Genomic DNA, 18,943 nt, shown 5'->3' on the forward strand with positions numbered 1-18,943 from the left:
TGCGGCCCTGAACAGGGCCGCTGTTTATTTACGGAATACGCAATGAACAATAACGATCTGGTCGCGAAGCTGTGGAAGCTCTGTGACAACCTGCGCGACGGCGGCGTCTCCTATCAAAACTACGTTAACGAACTCGCCTCGCTGCTGTTTCTGAAAATGTGTAAAGAGACCGGTCAGGAAGCGGACTACCTGCCGGAAGGCTATCGCTGGGATGATCTGAAATCCCGCATCGGCCAGGATCAGATGCAGTTCTACCGGAATCTGCTGGTGCATCTGGGAGCAGACAGTCAAAAACTGGTGCAGGCGATATTCCATAATGTCAGCACCACCATTGAGCACCCTAAACAGCTGACTGAACTGGTCAGCTATATGGACGCGCTGGACTGGTACAACGGCACGCACGGCAAATCCCGCGATGACTTCGGGGATATGTACGAAGGGCTGTTGCAGAAAAACGCCAACGAAACCAAGTCAGGTGCCGGTCAGTACTTCACCCCGCGTCCGCTGATCAAAACCATTATCCACCTGCTGAAACCGCAGCCGCGTGAAGTGGTACAGGATCCTGCAGCCGGGACGGCGGGCTTTCTGATTGAAGCCGACCGTTATGTGAAGTCGCAGACTAATGATCTCGATGACCTGGATAACGATACTCAGGATTTCCAGATCCATCGTGCCTTTGTTGGCCTGGAACTGGTGCCGGGCACCCGTCGTCTGGCGCTGATGAATTGCCTGTTGCACGACATCGAAGGCAATCTCGACCACGGTGGCGCGATCCGCCTGGGTAATACGTTGGGTAGCGATGGTGAAACCTTGCCGATGGCGCATGTGGTTGCGACCAACCCTCCGTTTGGCAGCGCAGCAGGCACCAACATTACCCGTACCTTCGTTCACCCGACCAGCAATAAACAGCTCTGCTTTATGCAGCATATCGTTGAAACTCTGCTCCCTGGCGGCCGTGCGGCGGTGGTGGTGCCGGATAACGTGTTATTCGAAGGCGGCAAAGGGACCGACATTCGTCGCGACCTGATGGACAAGTGCCATCTACATACTATTCTGCGCCTGCCAACCGGTATTTTTTACGCTCAGGGCGTGAAGACCAACGTGCTGTTCTTCACCAAAGGCACCGTGACGAAGCCGACTCAGGATAAGAACTGCACCGATGACGTGTGGGTGTACGATCTGCGAACCAATATGCCGAGCTTTGGTAAACGCACGCCGTTTACCGACGAGCATTTACAACCGTTTGAGCGCGTGTATGGTGAAGACCCGCACGGCTTAAGCCCGCGTAGTGAAGGTGAGTGGAGCTTTAACGCAGAAGAGACGGAAGTAGCCGACAGCGAAGAGAACAAAAACACCGATCAGCATCTGGCGACCAGCCGCTGGCGCAAATTCAGTCGCGAGTGGATCCGCACGGCGAAATCCGATTCACTGGATATCGCCTGGCTGAAAGATAAAGACAGCATTGATGCCGACAGCCTGCCGGAGCCGGATATTTTAGCGGCAGAAGCCATGGGCGAACTGGTGCAGGCGCTGGGTGAACTGGATGCGCTGATGCGTGAACTGGGGGCGAGCGATGAAGCCGATGCGCAGCGTCAGTTGCTGCAGGAAGCGTTTGGTGAGGTGAAGGAATGAGTGAGGGGAAATTGCCGGAGGGGTGGGTACCGTGCAAACTCGGTGATACCCTGTTAAAAATTGTAGGAGGGGGAACGCCCAGTAAAGCGATTCCCGAATATTACCGGGGTGATATTCCGTGGATGAGTGTCAAGGATATGAATAAACATACCCTTATAGATACTGTCGATCACATTACTCCAGATGCAGTTAAAAACAGTAGTACCAACATTATACCGGCGGGCATACCAATCATAGCTACCCGTATGAGTTTAGGCAAAGTTGTAACTGCATCTTTTGATTCAGCAATAAATCAAGATTTAAAAGCATTATTTCTAGCCAACGGTATAGAGCGTAATTTTTTCCTACATTGGTACCGAGCACAGGCTCAACTAATTGAAAGTTTAGGAACGGGAACAACTGTTAAAGGGATTCGGCTAGAGGTATTAGATTCGCTTGCAATGGATCTTCCACCACTTGCCGAACAAAAAATCATCGCTGAAAAACTCGATACGCTGGTGGAGCAGGTAGACAGCACCAAAGCACGTCTTGAACAAATCCCAAAAATTCTGAAACGTTTTCGTCAGGCTGTATTAGCTGCAGCGATGAACGGAAAATTAACTGAAGAGTGGCGAAGTGTAAATTTAAATGTGCCAAAATTTTCTGAAAACTTTGATAATATAAAATATTTTCGAAATGCTGAGTTACCAAAAATCCCTAAAATTTGGCAATGGCTGCGTTTCGATCAGATTGCAGAAATTGCATCAAACTTAAAATCACCGCTTCATTTTCCTAATACTACTCATATAGCTCCAAATCATATTGAATCATGGACTGGTAAAGTATTTGGTTATCAGACAATATCCGAAGATGGTGTAACAAGCGCTAAGCATGAGTTTTACAAAGGTCAAATAATTTACTCTAAAATCCGACCATATTTATGTAAAGTGGCTATTGCGAGTTTTGACGGTCTGTGTAGTGCTGACATGTATCCGATTAATAGCAAAATAGATACTTATTTTCTTTTCCGCTGGATGCTAACCACAACCTTTACCGATTGGGTATCGAACGCAGAAAGCCGAACCGTACTCCCGAAAATAAATCAGAAAGGTTTGAGTGAGATCCCAGTACCAGTCCCTCCTCTCTCGGAACAGCACGAAATTGTCCGCCGTGTCGAACAACTCTTCTCATACGCAGACACCATTGAAAAACAGGTCAATAACGCGCTGGCCCGCGTTAACAACCTCACTCAATCCATCCTGGCGAAAGCGTTCCGTGGTGAACTCACCGCCCAGTGGCGGGCAGAAAACCCGGAACTAATCAGCGGTGAAAACAGCGCTGCTGCATTACTGGAAAAAATTAAAGCCCAGCGTGCGGCCAGTACAGGTAAAAAAGCCACGCGTTAAAAATCCTGAGCCTTATTTTATTGCGCACCTTACTGGTGCGCTTATTATTATTTTCTGCCAGCTAAAACTTACGCGTTATATTCAAATGATTTTATAAATACCTTATTCAAGGCTGTTTTAAGCTGGACTTTTCCTCTCTTTCCTGATGATATATACAGGTATTTAGCGCGGTGCGGATGTGCGCCAACACACCCGCGCCGCTAATCACAACTACTATTTAGAAGGAATAGTAATCATGACTGACACGCATTCTATTGCACAACCTGCTGAACCAGAAGTCCTCGCGGCAAATAATCGCCAAATAACCGTTGGCTATGCGAGCCGCTATCCGGATTATCGTCGGACTCCTGCCATCACTATGAAAGGACAATGGCTGGAAGAGGCTGGTTTTGCCAGTGGTACGGCGGTTGAAGTGAAGGTAATGAAAGGCTGCATTGTGCTCACCGCCCGGCATGAAGAGAGCGAATTGATGCAGTCGCTGCGCCAGGTGTGCAAACTGTCGGCGCGGAAACAAAAGCAGGTGCAGGAATTTATTCGGGTCATTGTCGGTAAACAGAAAGTCGTCTGAATGATAAACCGCTCCCGGCATCGCATCGGGAGCGGTTAACTTTCAGAGGTCAGTACAGAGCTATTCTAAGTAATATGTGTAAGCTTCGGAAACTTTAGCATCATTGGCAGTGATATTAGAACGGCATGCGAGGGAAAGATGGCTGGAAATTGGGTTCGTCAACTGTGCACTATTCTTGTATGTATTTTGATGAGTGGTTTTTTAAGTGCTTGTACGGAATTAGTTTCGGGTAGCCGCTCTATACCTGTAAAAGTGACAGATTATGAAGAAATCCATAAGATTACGTCTACAGTCTTAGACGCGCCATTGATCACTGCCCCCATTGGAAATCGACCTGTGAGAATATACAAAGTTGCTTTTGATGGGACGCTCAACGATCATGCCAGGATACCATCTGGTGAGCGGGGGACTCTTGTTGCCAGGATAGCAGAGCTTATACAAGCTGATATTTACTATCCCGGAGCTGGAATGCAGGGCAGTAGTATCGATTATTTCGACGCTGCTACTGGTAGAAGTAGTATGGCAATTGCAGCAGATGCGGAAAAAAAATTCTATGCTCAAGCCAGGATTTGGCTAAAGCAAAATCCTGAAACTGATATTCGTGTTTTTGTTACCGGATTCAGTCGGGGAGCGGCAACTGCCAGGCACTTTATTAATATAGTCAGTAATCATTGGGGCCAGTATTTCAATTCGGATATTAATAGTCCACGATTTTATGCGCTGCTCTACGATACCGTAGCAACAGGTCAGCAAGATCGCCTTATTCTGAACATACCTCAGGACGTTGATTATCTTGTGCACTTTGTTGCAATAGACGAGGCCAGAAACTGGCTTTTTATTCCAACTATTGATGAGGATAAAACACCGTTACTTCGAGGTGTGCAGTTTTTCCCTACAAATCGTATTAATACTATCTATTTGCCTGGATCTCACTCTGATATAGGCGCTTCATACTCTAAAGGTATTGGGGATTTATATATTACATTAACTGAGCAGTTTTTATACATGATGGGCCTGGCTCAGACAAATTGTTGGGAAAACTAGGATGATCCATTGTTAGCAGGGAAACATGATTCACGAGGAGGGCTGGATATTTTATTTGGTAGTCAGAATCCAAACACTGTGATGGTTGTTGATCGGCCTGCAGTTATTAAAGAGACTAAGCCGCTGACAATTATACAGCGTAAAAATATCGCTCTCCGCCTGAATGAGATGTGGGTAGCCAATTTCAGGCGCATGGCGGGAATGTATGTCGCTCAGTCTGAGACGTCGCTAGCAACTATCACATTACGAAAATCAATAGAAGGTATTGTACCTGTCAGTGTATCGAATAACATAAAACCAGAATCATTAACACTATCACCTGAAGGCAATGCTATACGGCTCCGTTTTAAATTAACTATGGGGAAAAGTGAAAATAGTTTACTTCTTAAACCGAAAGTTACCAGGCGTATAAAATTCGAAGGCTCTAAAATTGCTTTTGGCTTTTTGGAATCACCGCCAGACAGTTACATGGCTACTTGGGTAGATAATCGGCTTATCGAATTAACTCCTATGACAGTTAGCTCAGAAGCTGTTTCTAAAGCTCCACATCAAAATTGTGTTAAACAGTTGGATGGCACGTTCCGCTCGCCTATCAGGGCTATGATTTTGAACCCCAACTAAAAAGCAGCGAGAGAGCATGATTAATTTGAATGGAAGTCTGGAGTCCGCGGCAGCAGGTTTCAACAAGCCTGATCTCTAGTGAGGCCAACACCGATTTTATATTTTAATTTCAAGAAGGTATTTGGCCCCGAAAGGGCTTCTCTGGTTTATAAAAACTCAGATAGTTTCACTATCAGTTTCACTATAGCAATTTTAATAAACTAACTTAGCCATTCAGTCATGACCTTTTCCAGTTTACCCAGTGATTGCGCGCGCTTTTCCTCCGACATTTTTACGATGTTGCTGAGCTTCCATTGAACGGCTGGCAAATTTTGAATGTGGGTTTCTGGTGCTAAATTCCAGTCAGGCTCGCCGCGTTTGAATGACATCAGGAAATCGAAGTCCTGCTGAGTAAAATGCGCCTTCAGCGCCCTGAGCATGCTTTCCGGAACCTCTCTCAGCGCTTCCAGTGAGACATCCTCAAAGGTCATGCCGCTGAATTCATTTTGAAAGGGCGCGGTAATATCCTTCCAGCGCGGGCTAAGCACTTCGGACAATGGACGCTTATGGCTAAGCAAATAAGTAATAAAGCCATTGAAAATCGCCCGGTCGATTCCCTGGGTATCAAGGAGCATTTTAACGTCGTAAAAATCTCTGGGATGCTGGCGATCTAACGCAGCACATAGCTTGCCACCGTATAAGTCAGGCAACGAGACAACCGGGATCGCGGCAAAACCAAATTCTTCCTCCACTGCTTCCACGACATCGCGTTCTTGCGGTGGATACAATGTTCCACGGGCAACGGGTGAAACTTCAATTTTAATTTGCGCTTCATTCGTGGTGACAATAATGCGCATCTCATCGGGGTTATTGGTTTGCAGCACTGCGCTGATCCCGGCTTGCGCTTCCAGCTCGGCAGTGATGCGGGCAAGCGCTTCCCGCACGTTGGGTAACGCAACCTCTCTGCTTTCCCGTGCGATATAAGCCAGATCGATATCAACGGATAATCGGGGAAAATCACGGATGAATAAATTGATCGCAGTTCCACCTTTCAGCGCAAAACAGGTCTCGTTAGCGACATAGGGTAATGCCCGTACCAGTAACGCGACCTGGCGGTAGTAAGGTGAGGTTTTATCCATGGCTTATTCCCTTCTTAATAAAATTTTCGGGCACAGTAATCTGGTATTGCGTGTCCAGTTTGCCATTAACAACGATTTGTCGGTTGCCCGATCCCAGGTCGATTTTGCTGGTATCCACACGTTTGAACCATGCATGTTCATAGAAGCTGGCGAAAAACAGATACAAGCGCTTGGTTCGCACAGACTGGCTGAGCGTGAGAAGGTTCTCCACTTTACGTGGGTTGAGATTGACCAGCCCCTGAAAAAGCTCGGCAGCGTGCTCAAATGAGATTTCTTTAGGCACCGCGCTTAATAGCTCGTAGGCGGCCAGTTCTGGCACGCTTGCAGTTATTTTTTTCCCTTTGATCTCAAGCTGGGTTCGGAACTTCTCATCCAATTGAGGAAGTTTTAAGGCCGATAACGTAAGCCACTCAACATGGGGAAATTCCTTAAACCATTTGGGCAATATGGTTTTATTTTCAACACTAATCCAGCATTGGCTCTGTTTAAGCTGCAGGTAATGGGATCGTCCCTGCCAGGAGAGGCTACTCAGTCCAGCCAGATAGACCGATGCTTCAAGCTGGTTCTGCAGACACCATAGCGCATCGCTCCAGTCAGGTTCCCGGCCAGCGCGGACATAAACACCAGCACGCAGTTTTTTCAGCCAGCCATTTTGCGCGTATTTAAATGCCAGTGAAGGCGATATGTTGTTTCGGGTTAGCCAGTTTTGTAAAACCAGGCTTCCTGGAGCGGTGTTCTGCAACAGCCAGTTTATTTTTGAGGTCATACATTCACTAATGGTGTGACTATGATTAAAAAAGTAAACCGCCCTGCGAGTAAAAAGTCAATGTACGGTGTTGATCGCAACTTAAGCATCGTCAACAAAAAATAAAGACTTTCCCTCAAAACTCCGCAAGATCCATCAGGCCCACTCCCAGCCACAAGGGCATACTCATTCCCCAGAGAGGATGCTATGCCAGTAAACAAAAACGATCACCGCGAGACCTACCGCAAGCGCTTTGACAAGGTGTTCGACTACATCGAACGCCATCTTGATGAAGCGCTGCTGCTGGAGCAACTGAGTGAAGTGGCGCACTTTTCGCCGTACCACTTTCACCGCCAGTTCAGCGCCTGGTGCGGCATGCCGCCGGGGCGTTACATCCAGTTGATGCGGCTCAAACGGGCGTCGTACCGGCTGGCATTCAATCCGCACGAGAAAATCATTGAGATTGCGCTCGATGCCGGTTTTCAGCATGCCGAATCATTCAGTCGCGCCTTTAAGCAGGTATTTGACGTGACGCCGAGTGAGTTTCGTCAGCAGCCGGTGTGGATGACCTGGCATCAGCGCATGCCTCAGCCACCCGTCAATCGGAGAGAGAGTATGTCAGTCGAGATTAAAATGTTTCCCACCACGCCGGTGGCGATGCTCACGCATCACGGCGATCCGCAGCGCATCAACGAAACGGCGGCGCAGTTTATTGCCTGGCGCAAAAGCAGCGGCGCATCGCCGGTGCGCAGCAGCCAGACGTTCGGCGTCGCGCCGCACGATCCGGCCAGCACGCCAGCCGGGGATTTTCATTATCACCTTTGCGGTTCGGTGACGGCGCCGGTTAACGAAGACAACGCCTTTGGCGTCGTCAACAGCACCATTCCCGGCGGACGCTGCGCGGTGCTGCGTCATCACGGCTCGCACAGCGCGTTGACCGAACTGGCGCGATCGCTCTACAGCGAATGGCTGCCGGCCAGCGGCGAAGAGCTGCGCGATTTCCCGCTGTTCTTCCACTATCACAACTTCGTGCATGAAGTGGCGGAACACGAATTGCTGACGGATATTTATCTGCCGCTTAAGTGATAAGGGTCCCGGTAGCAATGGCTACTGGGATTTTTATGCAGGATTGCGATACGTATTCACGGCTGGCATTTTTTTCCTCCTGCCTCGCGGCAAGGCATGGCAAAATGCCCTGCGATCCAATCAGCACAGGCGAAGAGGCGACGATGACAGAGCAACTCGAACAGCGTATCTATGAACTGGTGCGGCGCTATGACGGCGTGTATCTGTTCAAGCAGAAAACGCTCACGCCGCAGATTGATATCGACACCGATCTCAACTTCGAGCGCGACGAAGCCGCCGCGCTGATGGAGGAGTTTTTCAGCGAGTTCGCGGTCGATCGCGCGAATTTCGCTATTGAAACTTACTACCCGGACGAACCGTCGCTGGCGCAAATCCTTAACCCGTTCAACAAGCGTGAAGTGCCGGTGGTGCCGGATTTCACGCTGGGCATGCTGATTGCGTCGGCGCAGGCGGGGCGCTGGTTGTTTGAATAATACGGCAGCGCGCCGCTGCGGGTTTGGCGGCCTGCGGCTCAGCGCGCCACGTGCACGCCAAATCCGCGCTCACCTTCCGCAAGATCCTCGCGCAGCGTCAGCGCCGGAATCGCATATTCACCGCCGTTCTGGCGACGGAAGGCAATCGGTTGATCCTGCGCTAAGCGATCCAGCCGCTGCGCCAGCGCGGCGCACCAACTGGCAAAGCGTTCCTGCGCCGACTTCTGCACGCGATACAACACCAGCGGTGGCAACACGCTGAAGCCGGGATAAAACAGCATGCCGTGCTGGATCGGAAACAGCAGATCCTCAATCGGGCCGTTGATGCCGCGCGGCGCGTAGTGCGACTCCCAGCCGCCGGTGGTCACCACCAGCATGGCGCGCTTGCCGGCGAGGGTGCCTTCGCCGTAGCGATCGCCCCAGTGATGATCGTTATGCTCGCCGACTCCATAGGCAAAACCGTTGGCATACACGCGGTCAAACCAGCCTTTCATGATTGCTGGCATCGAAAACCACCACAGCGGAAACTGAAAAATCACCGTGTCGGCCCAGTGCAGCTTCTCCTGCTCGGCGGCAATGTCCGCTGCCTGCAACTGGTGGTCGTAGGCGAAACGCGAATCCAGCGTGGCATCAAAATGCGCGCCCACCGGGGGCGCCAGCGTATCGGCGGCATCCAGCGGCGCTTTCCACTGCATGGCGTACAGATCTGAAACCTGCACCTGATGGCCCGCCTGCTGCAGATGATTCACGGCAAAGTCTTTCAGCGATCCGTTCAGCGAGCGCGGTTCCGGATGGGCATACACAATCAAAACATTCATGGCGGTATCCTGTGAGATGAAAACCGCTGCAGGTTAAGCCAGCGCTGGCTATAGTAGAAATCAATTACTGATATCTCAGGTATAGCTGGCATGAATATGCACTCGCTGGATTTGAATCTGCTGCAAACCTTAGACGTGCTGCTGGTGGAGCAGAACGTGACGCGCGCGGCGCAGCGCCTCAATCTGTCGCAGCCGTCGGTGAGCGCCCAGCTGGCGCGCCTGCGGGTGCTGTTTGACGATCCGCTGCTGTTGCCCGGTCCGCGCGGCATGTTGCCTACCGCCCGCGCCGAGGCCCTGCGCGAGCCGCTGCGTCTGGCGCTGGAAGCGCTGGAGCGCGCGGTGGCACCGCCAGCAGCATTCGATCCGGCACGCGCGGAGCTCACCTGGTGCATTGCCGCTACCGATTACATGTCATCGGCGCTGAAACTCATTCGTGAAGCGGCACCGCGCAGCCGCATGGCGGTATTCGCGCTCAATCCGCCACAGGTGGCGCAGCAACTGGAGAAGGGCGAGCTGGATATAGTGTTTCACACCGGCGATAACGCGCCGCCGACGCTGCATCAGCGCCGCTTGTTCAGCGAGCGCTACGTGCTGGCCGGCCGGCGCGATCATCCGCAGCTGCAGCAGCCCCTGACGCTGGATCGCTTTTGCCAGCTGGAGTTTGTGATGGTTTCGCCAGATGGCGGCGGCTTCAGTGCAGCCACCGATCGCGCGCTGGCCAGGCTCGGCCGCACGCGCCGCGTCGCGCTCTCGGTGCCGCATTTCCTGTTTATGCTCGACACGCTGGCCAGCAGTGATTTGGTCGCCGTGCTGCCGGAGCGCCTGGTGCGAAACGCGCCACAGCTCCGCGTGCTTGCACCGCCGCTGGAGATTGAAGGGTTTGACATCCTGATGCTATGGCACGAGCGCCTGCATCGCGATCCCGCCCAGCAATGGCTGCGCCAGCAGATTGTGGCGGCGCTGTAAACCTGAACTCTCGCCGAATAAGTCGCGGTCTTCAAGCCCTCAGGCCTTATCCGTCAAGGCTTGCTCCTGCATTGCTGATGCGATTAGCGCCACCGCTCCACAGCACGCATCATATCAACACGACGAAACACTCGCGTTTTAACGTGCAGGGGAGAAGACCATGCAGATATTTGTCACCGGGGCCACCGGCTGGGTGGGTTCAGCGGTAGTGGAAGAATTGATCGCGGCAGGCCATCAGGTAACAGGGCTGGCGCGTTCGGCGGAAAAAGCCGTGGCGCTGGCCGTCACTGGCGCACAGGTTATTCGCGGTTCGCTGGAGGATGCTGACGTGCTGCGTGACGCCGCGCGTTCTGCGGACGCCATCATTCACACCGCCTTTAACCACGATTTCTCGCGCTTCGTGCAGAACTGCGAGCAGGACCGTCAGGTGATCGAGCTGCTCGGCGAGGCGATTGCCGGATCGGATCGCATGCTGCTGGTGACGTCCGGCCTGTCCGGTATGGCGCGCGGGGCGACGGAACTGGATCAGCCGCAGCCGGTGTCACCGCGTCAGTCCGAAGCGGCGGCGCAGGCGCTGTCGCAGCGTGGCGTGCACGTGGCGACAGTGCGGCTGGCGCCGTCGGTACATGGCCTCGGCGACCACGGTTTTGTGCCGATTCTGGTGCGGCTGGCGCGTGAGAGCGGGATTTCCGCCTGGTGCGGCAGCGGTGAAAACTGCTGGTCCGGCGTGCACCGTCGCGATGCGGCGCGCGTCTATCGGCTGGCGCTGGAGCAGGGCGTCACCGAACGCGTTTATCACGCGGTGGCCGATGAGGCGGTGCCGTTCCGCGCAATCGCGGAGACGATTGGTCGCCAGCTCGGATTACCCAGCGGCGAGCGCGACCGGGCTCATTTTGGCTGGTTCGCCAACATGGCGGCGGGCAACATGGCGGTCTCCAGCCAGCGCACGCGCACGCTGCTGGACTGGTCTGCAACCCGCCCGGACCTGCTGAGCGAGCTCGATACGCCTGCCTATTACACCCATCTCTGATATCACGCTGCCGCTGCGCGCGGCAGTTTTTCTGGATTATATCGATGAAAAATAATGTATTTATCACCTTGCTGCCGGTGACGCTGGCGGTGTTTATCGCTTTTCTCACCATGGGGATGCAGCTGCCGGTGCTGCCGCTGCATCTGCAGCAGAACCTCGGCATGGATACGCTGGCGATCGGCACGGTCATCGGCGCGCAGTTTATCGCATCGCTGCTGACGCGTTCGTGGGCGGGCAACTTCGCCGATATGCGCGGCGCGAAACGCGCGGTGCTGACCGGGCTGTTAGTGGTGGCGAGTTCCGGCGTGATCTATCTGATTTCGCTGCTGTTCATTGATCGGCCTGCCAGCTCGGTGGCCATTCTGCTGCTGGGGCGTGTGGTGCTGGCGCTGGGCGAGAGCCTGCTGGCCACTGGCGCGCTCGGCTGGGGACTCGGGCTGGTGGGACCGGCCAATGCCGGTAAAGTGATGGCGTGGATCGGTATCGCGATTTACGGCGCCTGGGCGCTGGGTGCGCCGCTGGGCGTGGCGATTTATCACGGCTGGCACTTCACCGGCATCGCCATGGCGATCATCGTGGTACCGCTGCTGCCGCTGATGTTTATCACCCAGGTGCGCGCCGTCGCGCCGACCTCGACCAAACGCACGCCGTTCTACAAAGTCATGGGCGCGGTGTGGCGGCCGGGACTGGGTCTGGCGCTCGCCAGCGTCGGTTTTGGCATGATCACCGCATTTATCGCGCTGCTGTTTGCGGCCAGGGCCTGGGGCAACGCGTCGCTGGCGTTCACCGCGTTTGGCGTGGCGTTTATCGCGGCGCGTCTGTTCTTTGCCCATCTGCCGGATAAGCTGGGCGGCGCGCGTGTCGCGCTGGTATGCGTGCTGATTGAAACCTGCGGTCAGCTGCTGATTTGGGGCGCGGATAGCGCGACGCTGGTTTATCTCGGCGCGGCGCTGACCGGTTTTGGCTATTCGCTGGCCTTTCCGGCGTTCGGCGTGGAAGCGGTGCGGCGTGCGCCGCCGCACACCCGCAGCCTGGCGATGGGGGCTTACGTGGCGTTTCTCGATATCGCGCTGGCAGTCACCAGTCCGCTGGCGGGCGCGCTGGCCGCCCACCGCGGCGTGGCTTCGGTGTATCTCGCTGGCGCAATTGCCGTGGCGCTGGCGATGCTGGTGGCGCTGAGCCTGATGGCGCGTCAGCCACAACCACAGGCAGCGATGGAATAAGACCCGCCGCAAAAAATTCACTTCTCCCGCGCCGCAAAAATCATCACACTAGCCACCTTTACCATTAGGGAGAGATGGCATGAAAAGCCGATTGCTGCTGGCGCTGACGCTGTTCGCCAGCCTGAGCACGCCGTTGTGGGCCGACGAAGGCGTCTCGTTTAGCCATAAAGACTGGGAGTTGGCTTGTGATAATACGCTGACCTGCCGCGCCGCCGGCTACAGCGCCGAAGAAGGCGCGGGCGGATCGGTGCTGCTGACGCGCGCCGGCGGGCCAGACAGCCTGACGCACGGGCGCGTGGTGCTGGCCGATACCGGCGACGATGATGCGCAGCAGGTAAATGCGCTGGCGCTGTGGATTGACGATCGTGCACTGGGCGAGGTCAGCAAAGCGGAGAACGATGAGTGGACGTTGAGCGACGCGCAGACCCAGGCGCTGATCGCCGCCATCAAAGGCAGCGCCAGAGTGGAGTTTCGCGGTGCGGCCGAGCCGTTTGAGCTCTCCGGCAACGGGGCCTTTGCCACGCTGTTAAAAATGGATGAGGCGCAGGGACGGCTGAACACGCCGGGCGCGCTGGTGCGTAAAGGCAACCAGCCGGAAGCCGGCGTGCCGGCGGCAGTGGCGATGCCGGTGATTCAGCAGGTCCACGTGCTGAAAGCCGCGCCGCGCCCGCTGACGCCAGATGAACTGGCACAGGTCAAGCCAAAGCTGATTGCCTCGCTGACTGACGACGACAGCTGTGACAATCTCGCGCCGTCCGACGATCAGCCAGAAGAGGGCGCAGAACCGCCTACGCTGACGCCGGTGGATGCGCAGCACGTGCTGATTGCCGCGCTGTGCTGGCGCGGGGCTTACAACGAAGGCTATGGTTTCTGGCTGCTGGATAACGCGCTGCAGGGCACGCCGCAGCTGATCACCGATTCCGGATCTGATTATCACGACGGCGTGATCAGCGAAGCGCAGAAAGGGCGCGGCATTGGTGACTGCTGGAGCACCGCTGCATGGGTGTGGAATGGCCGCCAGTTTGTGCAGAGCAGCGAGGCCACCACCGGCATGTGTCGTGCCATCCGCGCCGGCGGCGCATGGCAACTGCCAACGCTGGTCACCGAAGTCAAACCGGCGGGGTAATGTTCAGCGTGCGTCGCCAGGCGGCTTGGGCGCTTAATCCGTCACGGATTTTGCCGCGTCCCAGACGGCCATGACGTGGGCGATGGCGGTATCGATCTGCGCGCCGTTGACGCCATCGCGCACCAGCACCGACACGCCCAGCAGAAAAGCGTCGAGGGCGATGGCGAGGGCGGCGGCATCGGTGTCGGCGCGCAGTTCGCCGCTGTCGATGCCGCGTTGCACGCAGGCCGTCATGCCTGCCAGCGTGCGGGCGCGTGAGCGCGCCAGCGGCTGGGTGACATCCGCGTGTTCGGCGGAAGGCGCACTCATCACGCCCAGGCCGACCATACAACCCAGCGGATGGCCGGACTCACACTGCATGCTGGCAGAGCGCCGCAGCGCGGTCTCCATTGCGGTACGGGGCGGCAGGCTGTTATCCCACAGCGGCTCCACCACCTGCGCGTAAGTCGACAGATAGCGCTGCACACACTCCTGAAACAGCGCCTGCTTCGAGCCAAAGGCCGCGTAAAAGCTCGGTGCGGAAATACCGCCGGCAATTCCCGCCTTCAGCTGCGTTAACGATGTCGACTCATAACCGTGCTGCCAGAAAATCTTCATCGCCTGTTCAATGGCCGCATCACGATCGAACGTACGCGGCCGTCCCATAGTGGCCATCTCAGTGCTCCGTTAAGCTCAATGCTTAAATACTAATCGATACATAAGTCGTTGACAACGGTCTCGCGCGTCAACTAATGTATCAATCAGTATATATTTGTGTCGGCGGGCGGCGGATAGCGCATCCGCGGTAGTTTGTTCTTAAGCCGTAACGGGTTATCGCACTTCGCCAATTTATATACTGATCGGTACATATAATTTCAACGACAGGCGCGCGCCTCACCTGCACGCTGATGACATCGGGAACGCTGATTGTGACGACTTTGAATACCGCCGCGGATAAAACCCGGCCGCTACCGCTGGGCGCGCTGCTGGCGCTGGCCATGACCGGTTTTATCTGCATCATCACCGAAACCTTACCGGCTGGACTGCTGCCGCAGATGGCGGCGGGCCTTGGCATTTCCACCGCGCTGGCCGGGCAGACCGTAACCGTTTATGCGCTTGGCTCGCTGCTGGCGGCGATTCCACTGACCATCGCCACTCAGGGCTGGCGCCGCCGTAACGTGCTGTTACTGGCTATTGTCGGTTTTCTGATTTTCAACTCCATCACCACGTTTTCGACCCACTTCGCACTGACGCTGGTGGCGCGCTTTTTCGCCGGCGCAGCGGCGGGACTCGCCTGGAGCCTGCTGGCCGGCTATGCGCGGCGCATGGTGCCGGTCCATCAGCAGGGCAAAGCGCTCGCCGTGGCGATGGTCGGCACACCGATTGCGCTGGCGCTGGGCGTTCCCGTCGGCACCTGGCTGGGCACGGCGGTGGGCTGGCGCACGGCGTTCGGCATCATGTCAGCGCTGACGCTGCTGCTGATCGGCTGGGTGCTGCTGCGGGTGCCTGACTATCCGGGACAAAGCAGCGATCAGCGTCTGCCGCTGCGCACGGTGTTCATGACGCCAGGCGTGCGCCCGGTGCTGGGCGTGGTGCTGGCGTGGATGACGGCGCACAACATTCTCTACACCTACATTGCGCCGTTCGTTACCCAGGCGGGTCTCGCCGGGCAGGTGGACAGCGTGCTGCTGGTGTTTGGCATCGCGGCGCTGGCGGCTATCGGCCTGGCCGGTCGCCTCGTCGATCACCACCTGCGCGTCGCCGTGCTCGGCAGTCTGGCGCTGTTTGCGCTGGTCTCGCTGCTGTTCATCTGGCTGGCGCGCTTGCCGCTGCTGGTTTATGTCGGCGTGGCGCTGTGGGGGCTGACGTTTGGCGGGGCGGCCACGCTGCTGCAAACGGCACTGGCGGATGCGGCGGGCGAGGGCGCGGATGTGGCGCTGTCGATGAACGTGGTGGTGTGGAACAGCGCGATTGCCGGCGGCGGTCTGGCCGGTGGCGTGTTGCTTACCCACTGGGGCGTGGCGTCTTTCCCGCTGGCGCTGCTGTTGCTGCTGGCGATTGGCTTCCTCATCGCACTGCAGGCGCGTCAGCACGGTTTCCAGGCCGGCGCGCGGCACCAGCGCGTACAAAGTCACTGACCTGCCGGGCTGACTTAAAAATTTAACCCCCTGTTTTAAATGGCATTATGACAAAGTGGAGATCAATCACGTGTTCAAAAAATTACTGTTAACCCTGCTGCTTGCCTCGGCCGCGCTGTTTTCCGCCGCCGGGACCGCCGCGGATGAATTCCCGCTGCCCGCCGGTTTCACCAGCAGCTATCAAACTGTGGATGGCGTGCGCCTGCATTATGTGAAGGGCGGCAGCGGACCGCTGGTATATCTGGTGCACGGTTTCGGACAGACGTGGTACGAGTGGCACCAGCTGATGCCGGAACTGGCAAAAAACCACACCGTCGTGGCGGTGGATCTGCCGGGGCTGGGGCAGTCTGACGTGCCGCATTCGTATCGCGCCACCGACGTCGCGCCGCTGCTTTATCAGCTGGCACAACAGTTCGCTGGCGGCAAAAAGTTCGACCTGGTGGCGCACGACATTGGCATCTGGAATACCTATCCGCTGCTGGTGAAACATCAGGACAGCATCCGCCGCGCCATCTTTATGGAAGCGCCGATCCCGGATGAAAGCATCTATCAGTTCCCGGCCTTTACGCCTGAAGGCGAATCCCTGGTGTGGCACTTCAGCTTCTTTGCGGCGCAGGGACAGCTCGCTGAGCAGCTGATCGCCGGTAAAGAGCGCCTGTTCTTTGAGCATTTCATCAAAGAACATGCCGCCAACAAAGCGGTGTTCACCCCGGCGCTGCTCGATCTTTACAGCAAATCCTATGCAAAACCGCACAGCCTGAATGCCGCCTTTGAATATTACCGGGTGTTGAATCAGGGAGTGGCGGACAATAAAGTGCTCTCCCGCGAGAAAATTGCTGTGCCGATGCTGGCGATTGGCGGTGGCGGTCACGGCGGACTGGGTGCCTATGAGCAGCAGGTGGTCAGCCGCTACGCTTCGCAGGTCACCGGCAAAGTGTTACCTGGCTGCGGTCACTGGTTACCTGAAGAGTGCCCTGCGCCGCTGAATGCGGCGGTGATGGCGTTTCTCGCGTCCGGGAATTAACGCGGTGCGCAGGCCAGTTTTAGCGCTGGCCTGCGTTGACGTGAGCGTCTCAGGCTTTATTTAGGCAGCACTGCTTAAACTTTTTGCCGCTGCCGCACGGACAGGGATCATTGCGGCCGTTTTTTTCACCGGCAAAATGCGGCAGCTGCGGGGCCGGATCGGGCTGCGCCATGCGCTGTTCCTGCCAGTACTCGTGCAGTTCCAGCGCCGCCGGGCGAATCGCCTCGATGCTGGACTCAAACGCGTCCGGGGTAAAGGCTTCACGCTGCGCCAGCTGCTCTTCACTGCCGTGCAGCGCAATCGCCTGCAGCGCCGGTTGCTGTGCCGCCGGCAACTGCGCCCAGTCCGCATCCAGCGCCACGCCACGCATATAGCCGTAGCACCAGTCTTCCACCACGGTAAACAGCTGGCCTTCCATCTCCTGCTCGCCGAACAGCGGATCGAACTGCTCCGGGTACTCCGCCAGCCGCTCGGCAATGTCGTTGAAGTGCTGGAAAGTCAGCGCCATGAAGCGGTCCATTTCGCGCGCGTTCGCCCACTGAGGAATCTTCTTCTCACCGCCCCAGATCGCCACCAGCCATTCGCTCAGTTCGATGTCGTTCGGGCCGGAGAGCAGGGCGGTCAGCATGCCGTCCAGTTCGGCGGTGTCCACCACGGAGTGTTCGTTGCCATATTTTTCCAGCATGTCATCAAGCCAGTTCAGCTCTTTTTCGGTTAACGGACCCTGATTCATCCGGCGTCTCCTGCGGTGTGCATTGGTGGGCAAAAATTGCTGGGCGCGATTATAGCGGCAGCGCGCCTGATTTACCGCTTTTTGCATATCGATAGCCGAAGTGCGCCTAAAAAGGAATCGCCATAACTTATCGCGCAACAGTATTGGCGGGAAACGGCGGCGAATGTCAGCGTAAACGCAGGATTTACCGATAGCGAGGAGACAACATCATGGCGGATACCCTGCCAGTACTGGATCTGGCCCTGCTGGAATTACCGGACGCAGAGCAGGCAGCTTACCTGGCGCAGCTGCGGGAGACCGCTCGTGACGTCGGTTTCTTCTATCTGGTCAATCACGGCATCAACCCGCAACTGCTGCACAACGTGCAGAGTATCACGCGGGCGTTTTTTGCCCTGCCGCAGGCGGAGAAGCAGCGCGTGGCGATGATCCACTCGCCGCATTTTCGCGGCTACAACAATGCCGGCGTGGAATACACCCGCGACCAGCGCGATCAGCGTGAACAGTTTGATATCGGTGCCGAACGCGCGGCGCTGACGCTGCAGCCGGGCGATCCGGCGTGGAAACGGCTGCAGGGCCCCAACTTATGGCCGGAGGCGTTACCGCAATTGCGTCCGGTGATGCACGCCTGGCAGCAGGCGATGACCGCCATCGCGCTGCGCCTGCTGCGGGCCTTTGCTAAAGCGCTGGCGCTGCCGCCGGATGCGTTCGACGCGCTGTATGGCACCCAGCCCAATGAGCACATCAAGCTGATTCGTTATCCCGGCCAGGCGGCAGAAGCCAGCCAGCAGGGCGTCGGCGCGCACAAAGACTCCGGCTTCCTCACCTTTTTGCTGCAGGACGATCAGCCCGGTTTGCAGGTGGAAGTGTCACCCGGTCACTGGGTGGATGCGCTGCCCAAGCCGGGCGCGTTTGTGGTCAACATCGGCGAACTGCTGGAGATTGCCAGCAATGGGTATCTGCGCGCCACCGTGCACCGCGTGGTGTCGCCGCCGGCTAATCGTGAACGCGTGTCGATCGCTTTTTTCCTCGGTGCGCAGCTGGATGCCGAAGTACCACTGTATCAGTTGCCGCCGCAGCTGGCGGCAGAAGCCCACGGCCCGACCAGCGATCCTGACAATCCGCTGCTGCGTGAAGTGGGCTGGAACTACCTCAAAGGGCGTCTGCGTTCCCATCGCGATGTGGCGCAGCGCTATTACGCTGATGCATTAAGCACAGTGAAATCATAAGAAACGTA

The 18,943-nt window shown here is 56.2% G+C and carries 19 protein-coding genes; 14 read left to right on the forward strand and 5 right to left on the reverse strand.

Features of this window, described 5'->3' with window-relative positions:
- The first annotated feature begins 42 nt into the window (after positions 1–42).
- The 5 genes from OXR61_RS18175 to OXR61_RS18195 all read left to right on the forward strand — a co-directional run bounded on the left by OXR61_RS18175 (position 43) and on the right by OXR61_RS18195 (position 5,250).
- On the forward strand, positions 43–1,632 hold the full coding sequence (locus OXR61_RS18175) for an N-6 DNA methylase (RefSeq protein WP_021506735.1): 1,590 nt from the start codon (positions 43–45) through the stop codon (positions 1,630–1,632).
- The gene (locus tag OXR61_RS18180) at positions 1,629–3,017 is read left to right on the forward strand and encodes a restriction endonuclease subunit S (RefSeq protein WP_021506736.1); all 1,389 of its coding nucleotides are present in this window, start codon (positions 1,629–1,631) and stop codon (positions 3,015–3,017) included. Before OXR61_RS18175 ends, OXR61_RS18180 begins: the two co-directional genes overlap by 4 nt.
- A gap of 235 nt (positions 3,018–3,252) precedes the next feature.
- The gene (gene symE / locus OXR61_RS18185) at positions 3,253–3,585 is read left to right on the forward strand and encodes an endoribonuclease SymE (RefSeq protein WP_031279549.1); all 333 of its coding nucleotides are present in this window, start codon (positions 3,253–3,255) and stop codon (positions 3,583–3,585) included.
- Between the two features lie 138 nt (positions 3,586–3,723).
- On the forward strand, positions 3,724–4,629 hold the full coding sequence (locus OXR61_RS18190) for a DUF2235 domain-containing protein (protein WP_230857087.1): 906 nt from the start codon (positions 3,724–3,726) through the stop codon (positions 4,627–4,629).
- 9 nt (positions 4,630–4,638) lie between these two features.
- Positions 4,639–5,250, forward strand: a complete 612-nt coding sequence (locus OXR61_RS18195) for a hypothetical protein (RefSeq protein ID WP_230857088.1) — start codon at positions 4,639–4,641, stop codon at positions 5,248–5,250.
- 200 nt (positions 5,251–5,450) lie between these two features.
- Here the strand turns inward: OXR61_RS18195 and OXR61_RS18200 are convergent, their stop codons facing one another.
- Both OXR61_RS18200 and OXR61_RS18205 read right to left on the reverse strand, forming a co-directional pair.
- Complete coding sequence (locus OXR61_RS18200; protein WP_021506739.1) at positions 5,451–6,368, reverse strand: nucleotidyl transferase AbiEii/AbiGii toxin family protein; 918 nt, start codon at positions 6,366–6,368, stop codon at positions 5,451–5,453.
- Complete coding sequence (locus OXR61_RS18205) at positions 6,361–7,134, reverse strand: type IV toxin-antitoxin system AbiEi family antitoxin (protein WP_021506740.1); 774 nt, start codon at positions 7,132–7,134, stop codon at positions 6,361–6,363. Before OXR61_RS18205 ends, OXR61_RS18200 begins: the two co-directional genes overlap by 8 nt.
- Positions 7,135–7,320: 186 nt before the next feature.
- Between OXR61_RS18205 and OXR61_RS18210 the strand changes: the two genes are divergently transcribed.
- Both OXR61_RS18210 and OXR61_RS18215 read left to right on the forward strand, forming a co-directional pair.
- Positions 7,321–8,199 (forward strand): AraC family transcriptional regulator, encoded by an 879-nt coding sequence (locus OXR61_RS18210; RefSeq protein WP_021506741.1) that lies wholly within the window; start codon positions 7,321–7,323, stop codon positions 8,197–8,199.
- 143 nt (positions 8,200–8,342) lie between these two features.
- A complete protein-coding gene (locus OXR61_RS18215) occupies positions 8,343–8,672 on the forward strand; it encodes a DUF1493 family protein (RefSeq protein WP_031279551.1) in 330 nt (109 codons plus the stop codon).
- Between the two features lie 38 nt (positions 8,673–8,710).
- On the opposite strand, the gene OXR61_RS18220 is transcribed toward OXR61_RS18215, so the two are convergent.
- The gene (locus OXR61_RS18220) at positions 8,711–9,490 is read right to left on the reverse strand and encodes an NAD(P)H-dependent oxidoreductase (protein ID WP_021506743.1); all 780 of its coding nucleotides are present in this window, start codon (positions 9,488–9,490) and stop codon (positions 8,711–8,713) included.
- A 90-nt stretch (positions 9,491–9,580) separates the two neighbouring features.
- Between OXR61_RS18220 and OXR61_RS18225 the strand changes: the two genes are divergently transcribed.
- The 4 genes from OXR61_RS18225 (at position 9,581) to OXR61_RS18240 (ending at position 13,835) form a co-directional block, all read left to right on the forward strand.
- On the forward strand, positions 9,581–10,456 hold the full coding sequence (locus tag OXR61_RS18225; protein WP_021506744.1) for a LysR family transcriptional regulator: 876 nt from the start codon (positions 9,581–9,583) through the stop codon (positions 10,454–10,456).
- 160 nt (positions 10,457–10,616) lie between these two features.
- On the forward strand, positions 10,617–11,486 hold the full coding sequence (locus tag OXR61_RS18230) for an SDR family oxidoreductase (protein WP_021506745.1): 870 nt from the start codon (positions 10,617–10,619) through the stop codon (positions 11,484–11,486).
- 44 nt (positions 11,487–11,530) lie between these two features.
- Entirely contained in the window at positions 11,531–12,709 is a 1,179-nt protein-coding gene (locus OXR61_RS18235; RefSeq protein WP_021506746.1) for an arabinose transporter, read from the forward strand.
- A gap of 79 nt (positions 12,710–12,788) precedes the next feature.
- Positions 12,789–13,835 carry a DUF1176 domain-containing protein gene (locus OXR61_RS18240; protein ID WP_031279553.1) on the forward strand — a complete coding sequence of 349 codons (1,047 nt, stop codon included), beginning with the start codon at positions 12,789–12,791 and terminating at the stop codon, positions 13,833–13,835.
- Between the two features lie 33 nt (positions 13,836–13,868).
- On the opposite strand, the gene OXR61_RS18245 is transcribed toward OXR61_RS18240, so the two are convergent.
- Positions 13,869–14,489, reverse strand: a complete 621-nt coding sequence (locus OXR61_RS18245; RefSeq protein WP_021506748.1) for a TetR/AcrR family transcriptional regulator — start codon at positions 14,487–14,489, stop codon at positions 13,869–13,871.
- Between the two features lie 323 nt (positions 14,490–14,812).
- Between OXR61_RS18245 and OXR61_RS18250 the strand changes: the two genes are divergently transcribed.
- Together OXR61_RS18250 and OXR61_RS18255 are read left to right on the forward strand one after the other, a co-directional pair.
- Positions 14,813–15,952, forward strand: a complete 1,140-nt coding sequence (locus OXR61_RS18250; protein ID WP_230857090.1) for an MFS transporter — start codon at positions 14,813–14,815, stop codon at positions 15,950–15,952.
- Between the two features lie 70 nt (positions 15,953–16,022).
- Positions 16,023–16,976: an alpha/beta hydrolase gene (locus tag OXR61_RS18255; RefSeq protein WP_052022802.1), complete on the forward strand. Its 954-nt coding sequence runs from the start codon at positions 16,023–16,025 to the stop codon at positions 16,974–16,976.
- A gap of 49 nt (positions 16,977–17,025) precedes the next feature.
- Here OXR61_RS18255 and OXR61_RS18260 read toward each other — a convergent pair whose 3' ends face one another.
- A complete protein-coding gene (locus OXR61_RS18260; RefSeq protein WP_021506751.1) occupies positions 17,026–17,709 on the reverse strand; it encodes a YecA family protein in 684 nt (227 codons plus the stop codon).
- Positions 17,710–17,915: 206 nt separating this feature from the next.
- On the opposite strand from OXR61_RS18260, the gene OXR61_RS18265 reads away from it, so the two are divergent.
- A complete protein-coding gene (locus tag OXR61_RS18265) occupies positions 17,916–18,935 on the forward strand; it encodes an isopenicillin N synthase family oxygenase (protein WP_031279556.1) in 1,020 nt (339 codons plus the stop codon).
- The last annotated feature ends 8 nt before the right edge of the window (positions 18,936–18,943 follow it).

Origin of the sequence: Pantoea sp. GM_Pan_4 (genome assembly GCF_026541005.1) — a bacterium.
In the GTDB taxonomy this organism is placed as follows: Bacteria; Pseudomonadota; Gammaproteobacteria; order Enterobacterales; family Enterobacteriaceae; genus Pantoea; species Pantoea dispersa.

Bases quoted from the DNA above. Each gene is read 5' to 3' on its own strand.
- OXR61_RS18175 (WP_021506735.1), top strand. From the start codon at position 43: ATGAACAATAACGATCTGGTCGCGAAGCTGTGGAAGCTCTGTGACAAC.
- OXR61_RS18180 (WP_021506736.1), top strand. From the start codon at position 1,629: ATGAGTGAGGGGAAATTGCCGGAGGGGTGGGTACCGTGCAAACTCGGT.
- symE (WP_031279549.1), top strand. From the start codon at position 3,253: ATGACTGACACGCATTCTATTGCACAACCTGCTGAACCAGAAGTCCTC.
- OXR61_RS18190 (WP_230857087.1), top strand. From the start codon at position 3,724: ATGGCTGGAAATTGGGTTCGTCAACTGTGCACTATTCTTGTATGTATT.
- OXR61_RS18200 (WP_021506739.1), bottom strand. From the start codon at position 6,368: ATGGATAAAACCTCACCTTACTACCGCCAGGTCGCGTTACTGGTACGG.
- OXR61_RS18205 (WP_021506740.1), bottom strand. From the start codon at position 7,134: ATGACCTCAAAAATAAACTGGCTGTTGCAGAACACCGCTCCAGGAAGC.
- OXR61_RS18210 (WP_021506741.1), top strand. From the start codon at position 7,321: ATGCCAGTAAACAAAAACGATCACCGCGAGACCTACCGCAAGCGCTTT.
- OXR61_RS18215 (WP_031279551.1), top strand. From the start codon at position 8,343: ATGACAGAGCAACTCGAACAGCGTATCTATGAACTGGTGCGGCGCTAT.
- OXR61_RS18220 (WP_021506743.1), bottom strand. From the start codon at position 9,490: ATGAATGTTTTGATTGTGTATGCCCATCCGGAACCGCGCTCGCTGAAC.
- OXR61_RS18225 (WP_021506744.1), top strand. From the start codon at position 9,581: ATGAATATGCACTCGCTGGATTTGAATCTGCTGCAAACCTTAGACGTG.
- OXR61_RS18230 (WP_021506745.1), top strand. From the start codon at position 10,617: ATGCAGATATTTGTCACCGGGGCCACCGGCTGGGTGGGTTCAGCGGTA.
- OXR61_RS18235 (WP_021506746.1), top strand. From the start codon at position 11,531: ATGAAAAATAATGTATTTATCACCTTGCTGCCGGTGACGCTGGCGGTG.
- OXR61_RS18240 (WP_031279553.1), top strand. From the start codon at position 12,789: ATGAAAAGCCGATTGCTGCTGGCGCTGACGCTGTTCGCCAGCCTGAGC.
- OXR61_RS18245 (WP_021506748.1), bottom strand. From the start codon at position 14,489: ATGGCCACTATGGGACGGCCGCGTACGTTCGATCGTGATGCGGCCATT.
- OXR61_RS18250 (WP_230857090.1), top strand. From the start codon at position 14,813: ATGACCGGTTTTATCTGCATCATCACCGAAACCTTACCGGCTGGACTG.
- OXR61_RS18260 (WP_021506751.1), bottom strand. From the start codon at position 17,709: ATGAATCAGGGTCCGTTAACCGAAAAAGAGCTGAACTGGCTTGATGAC.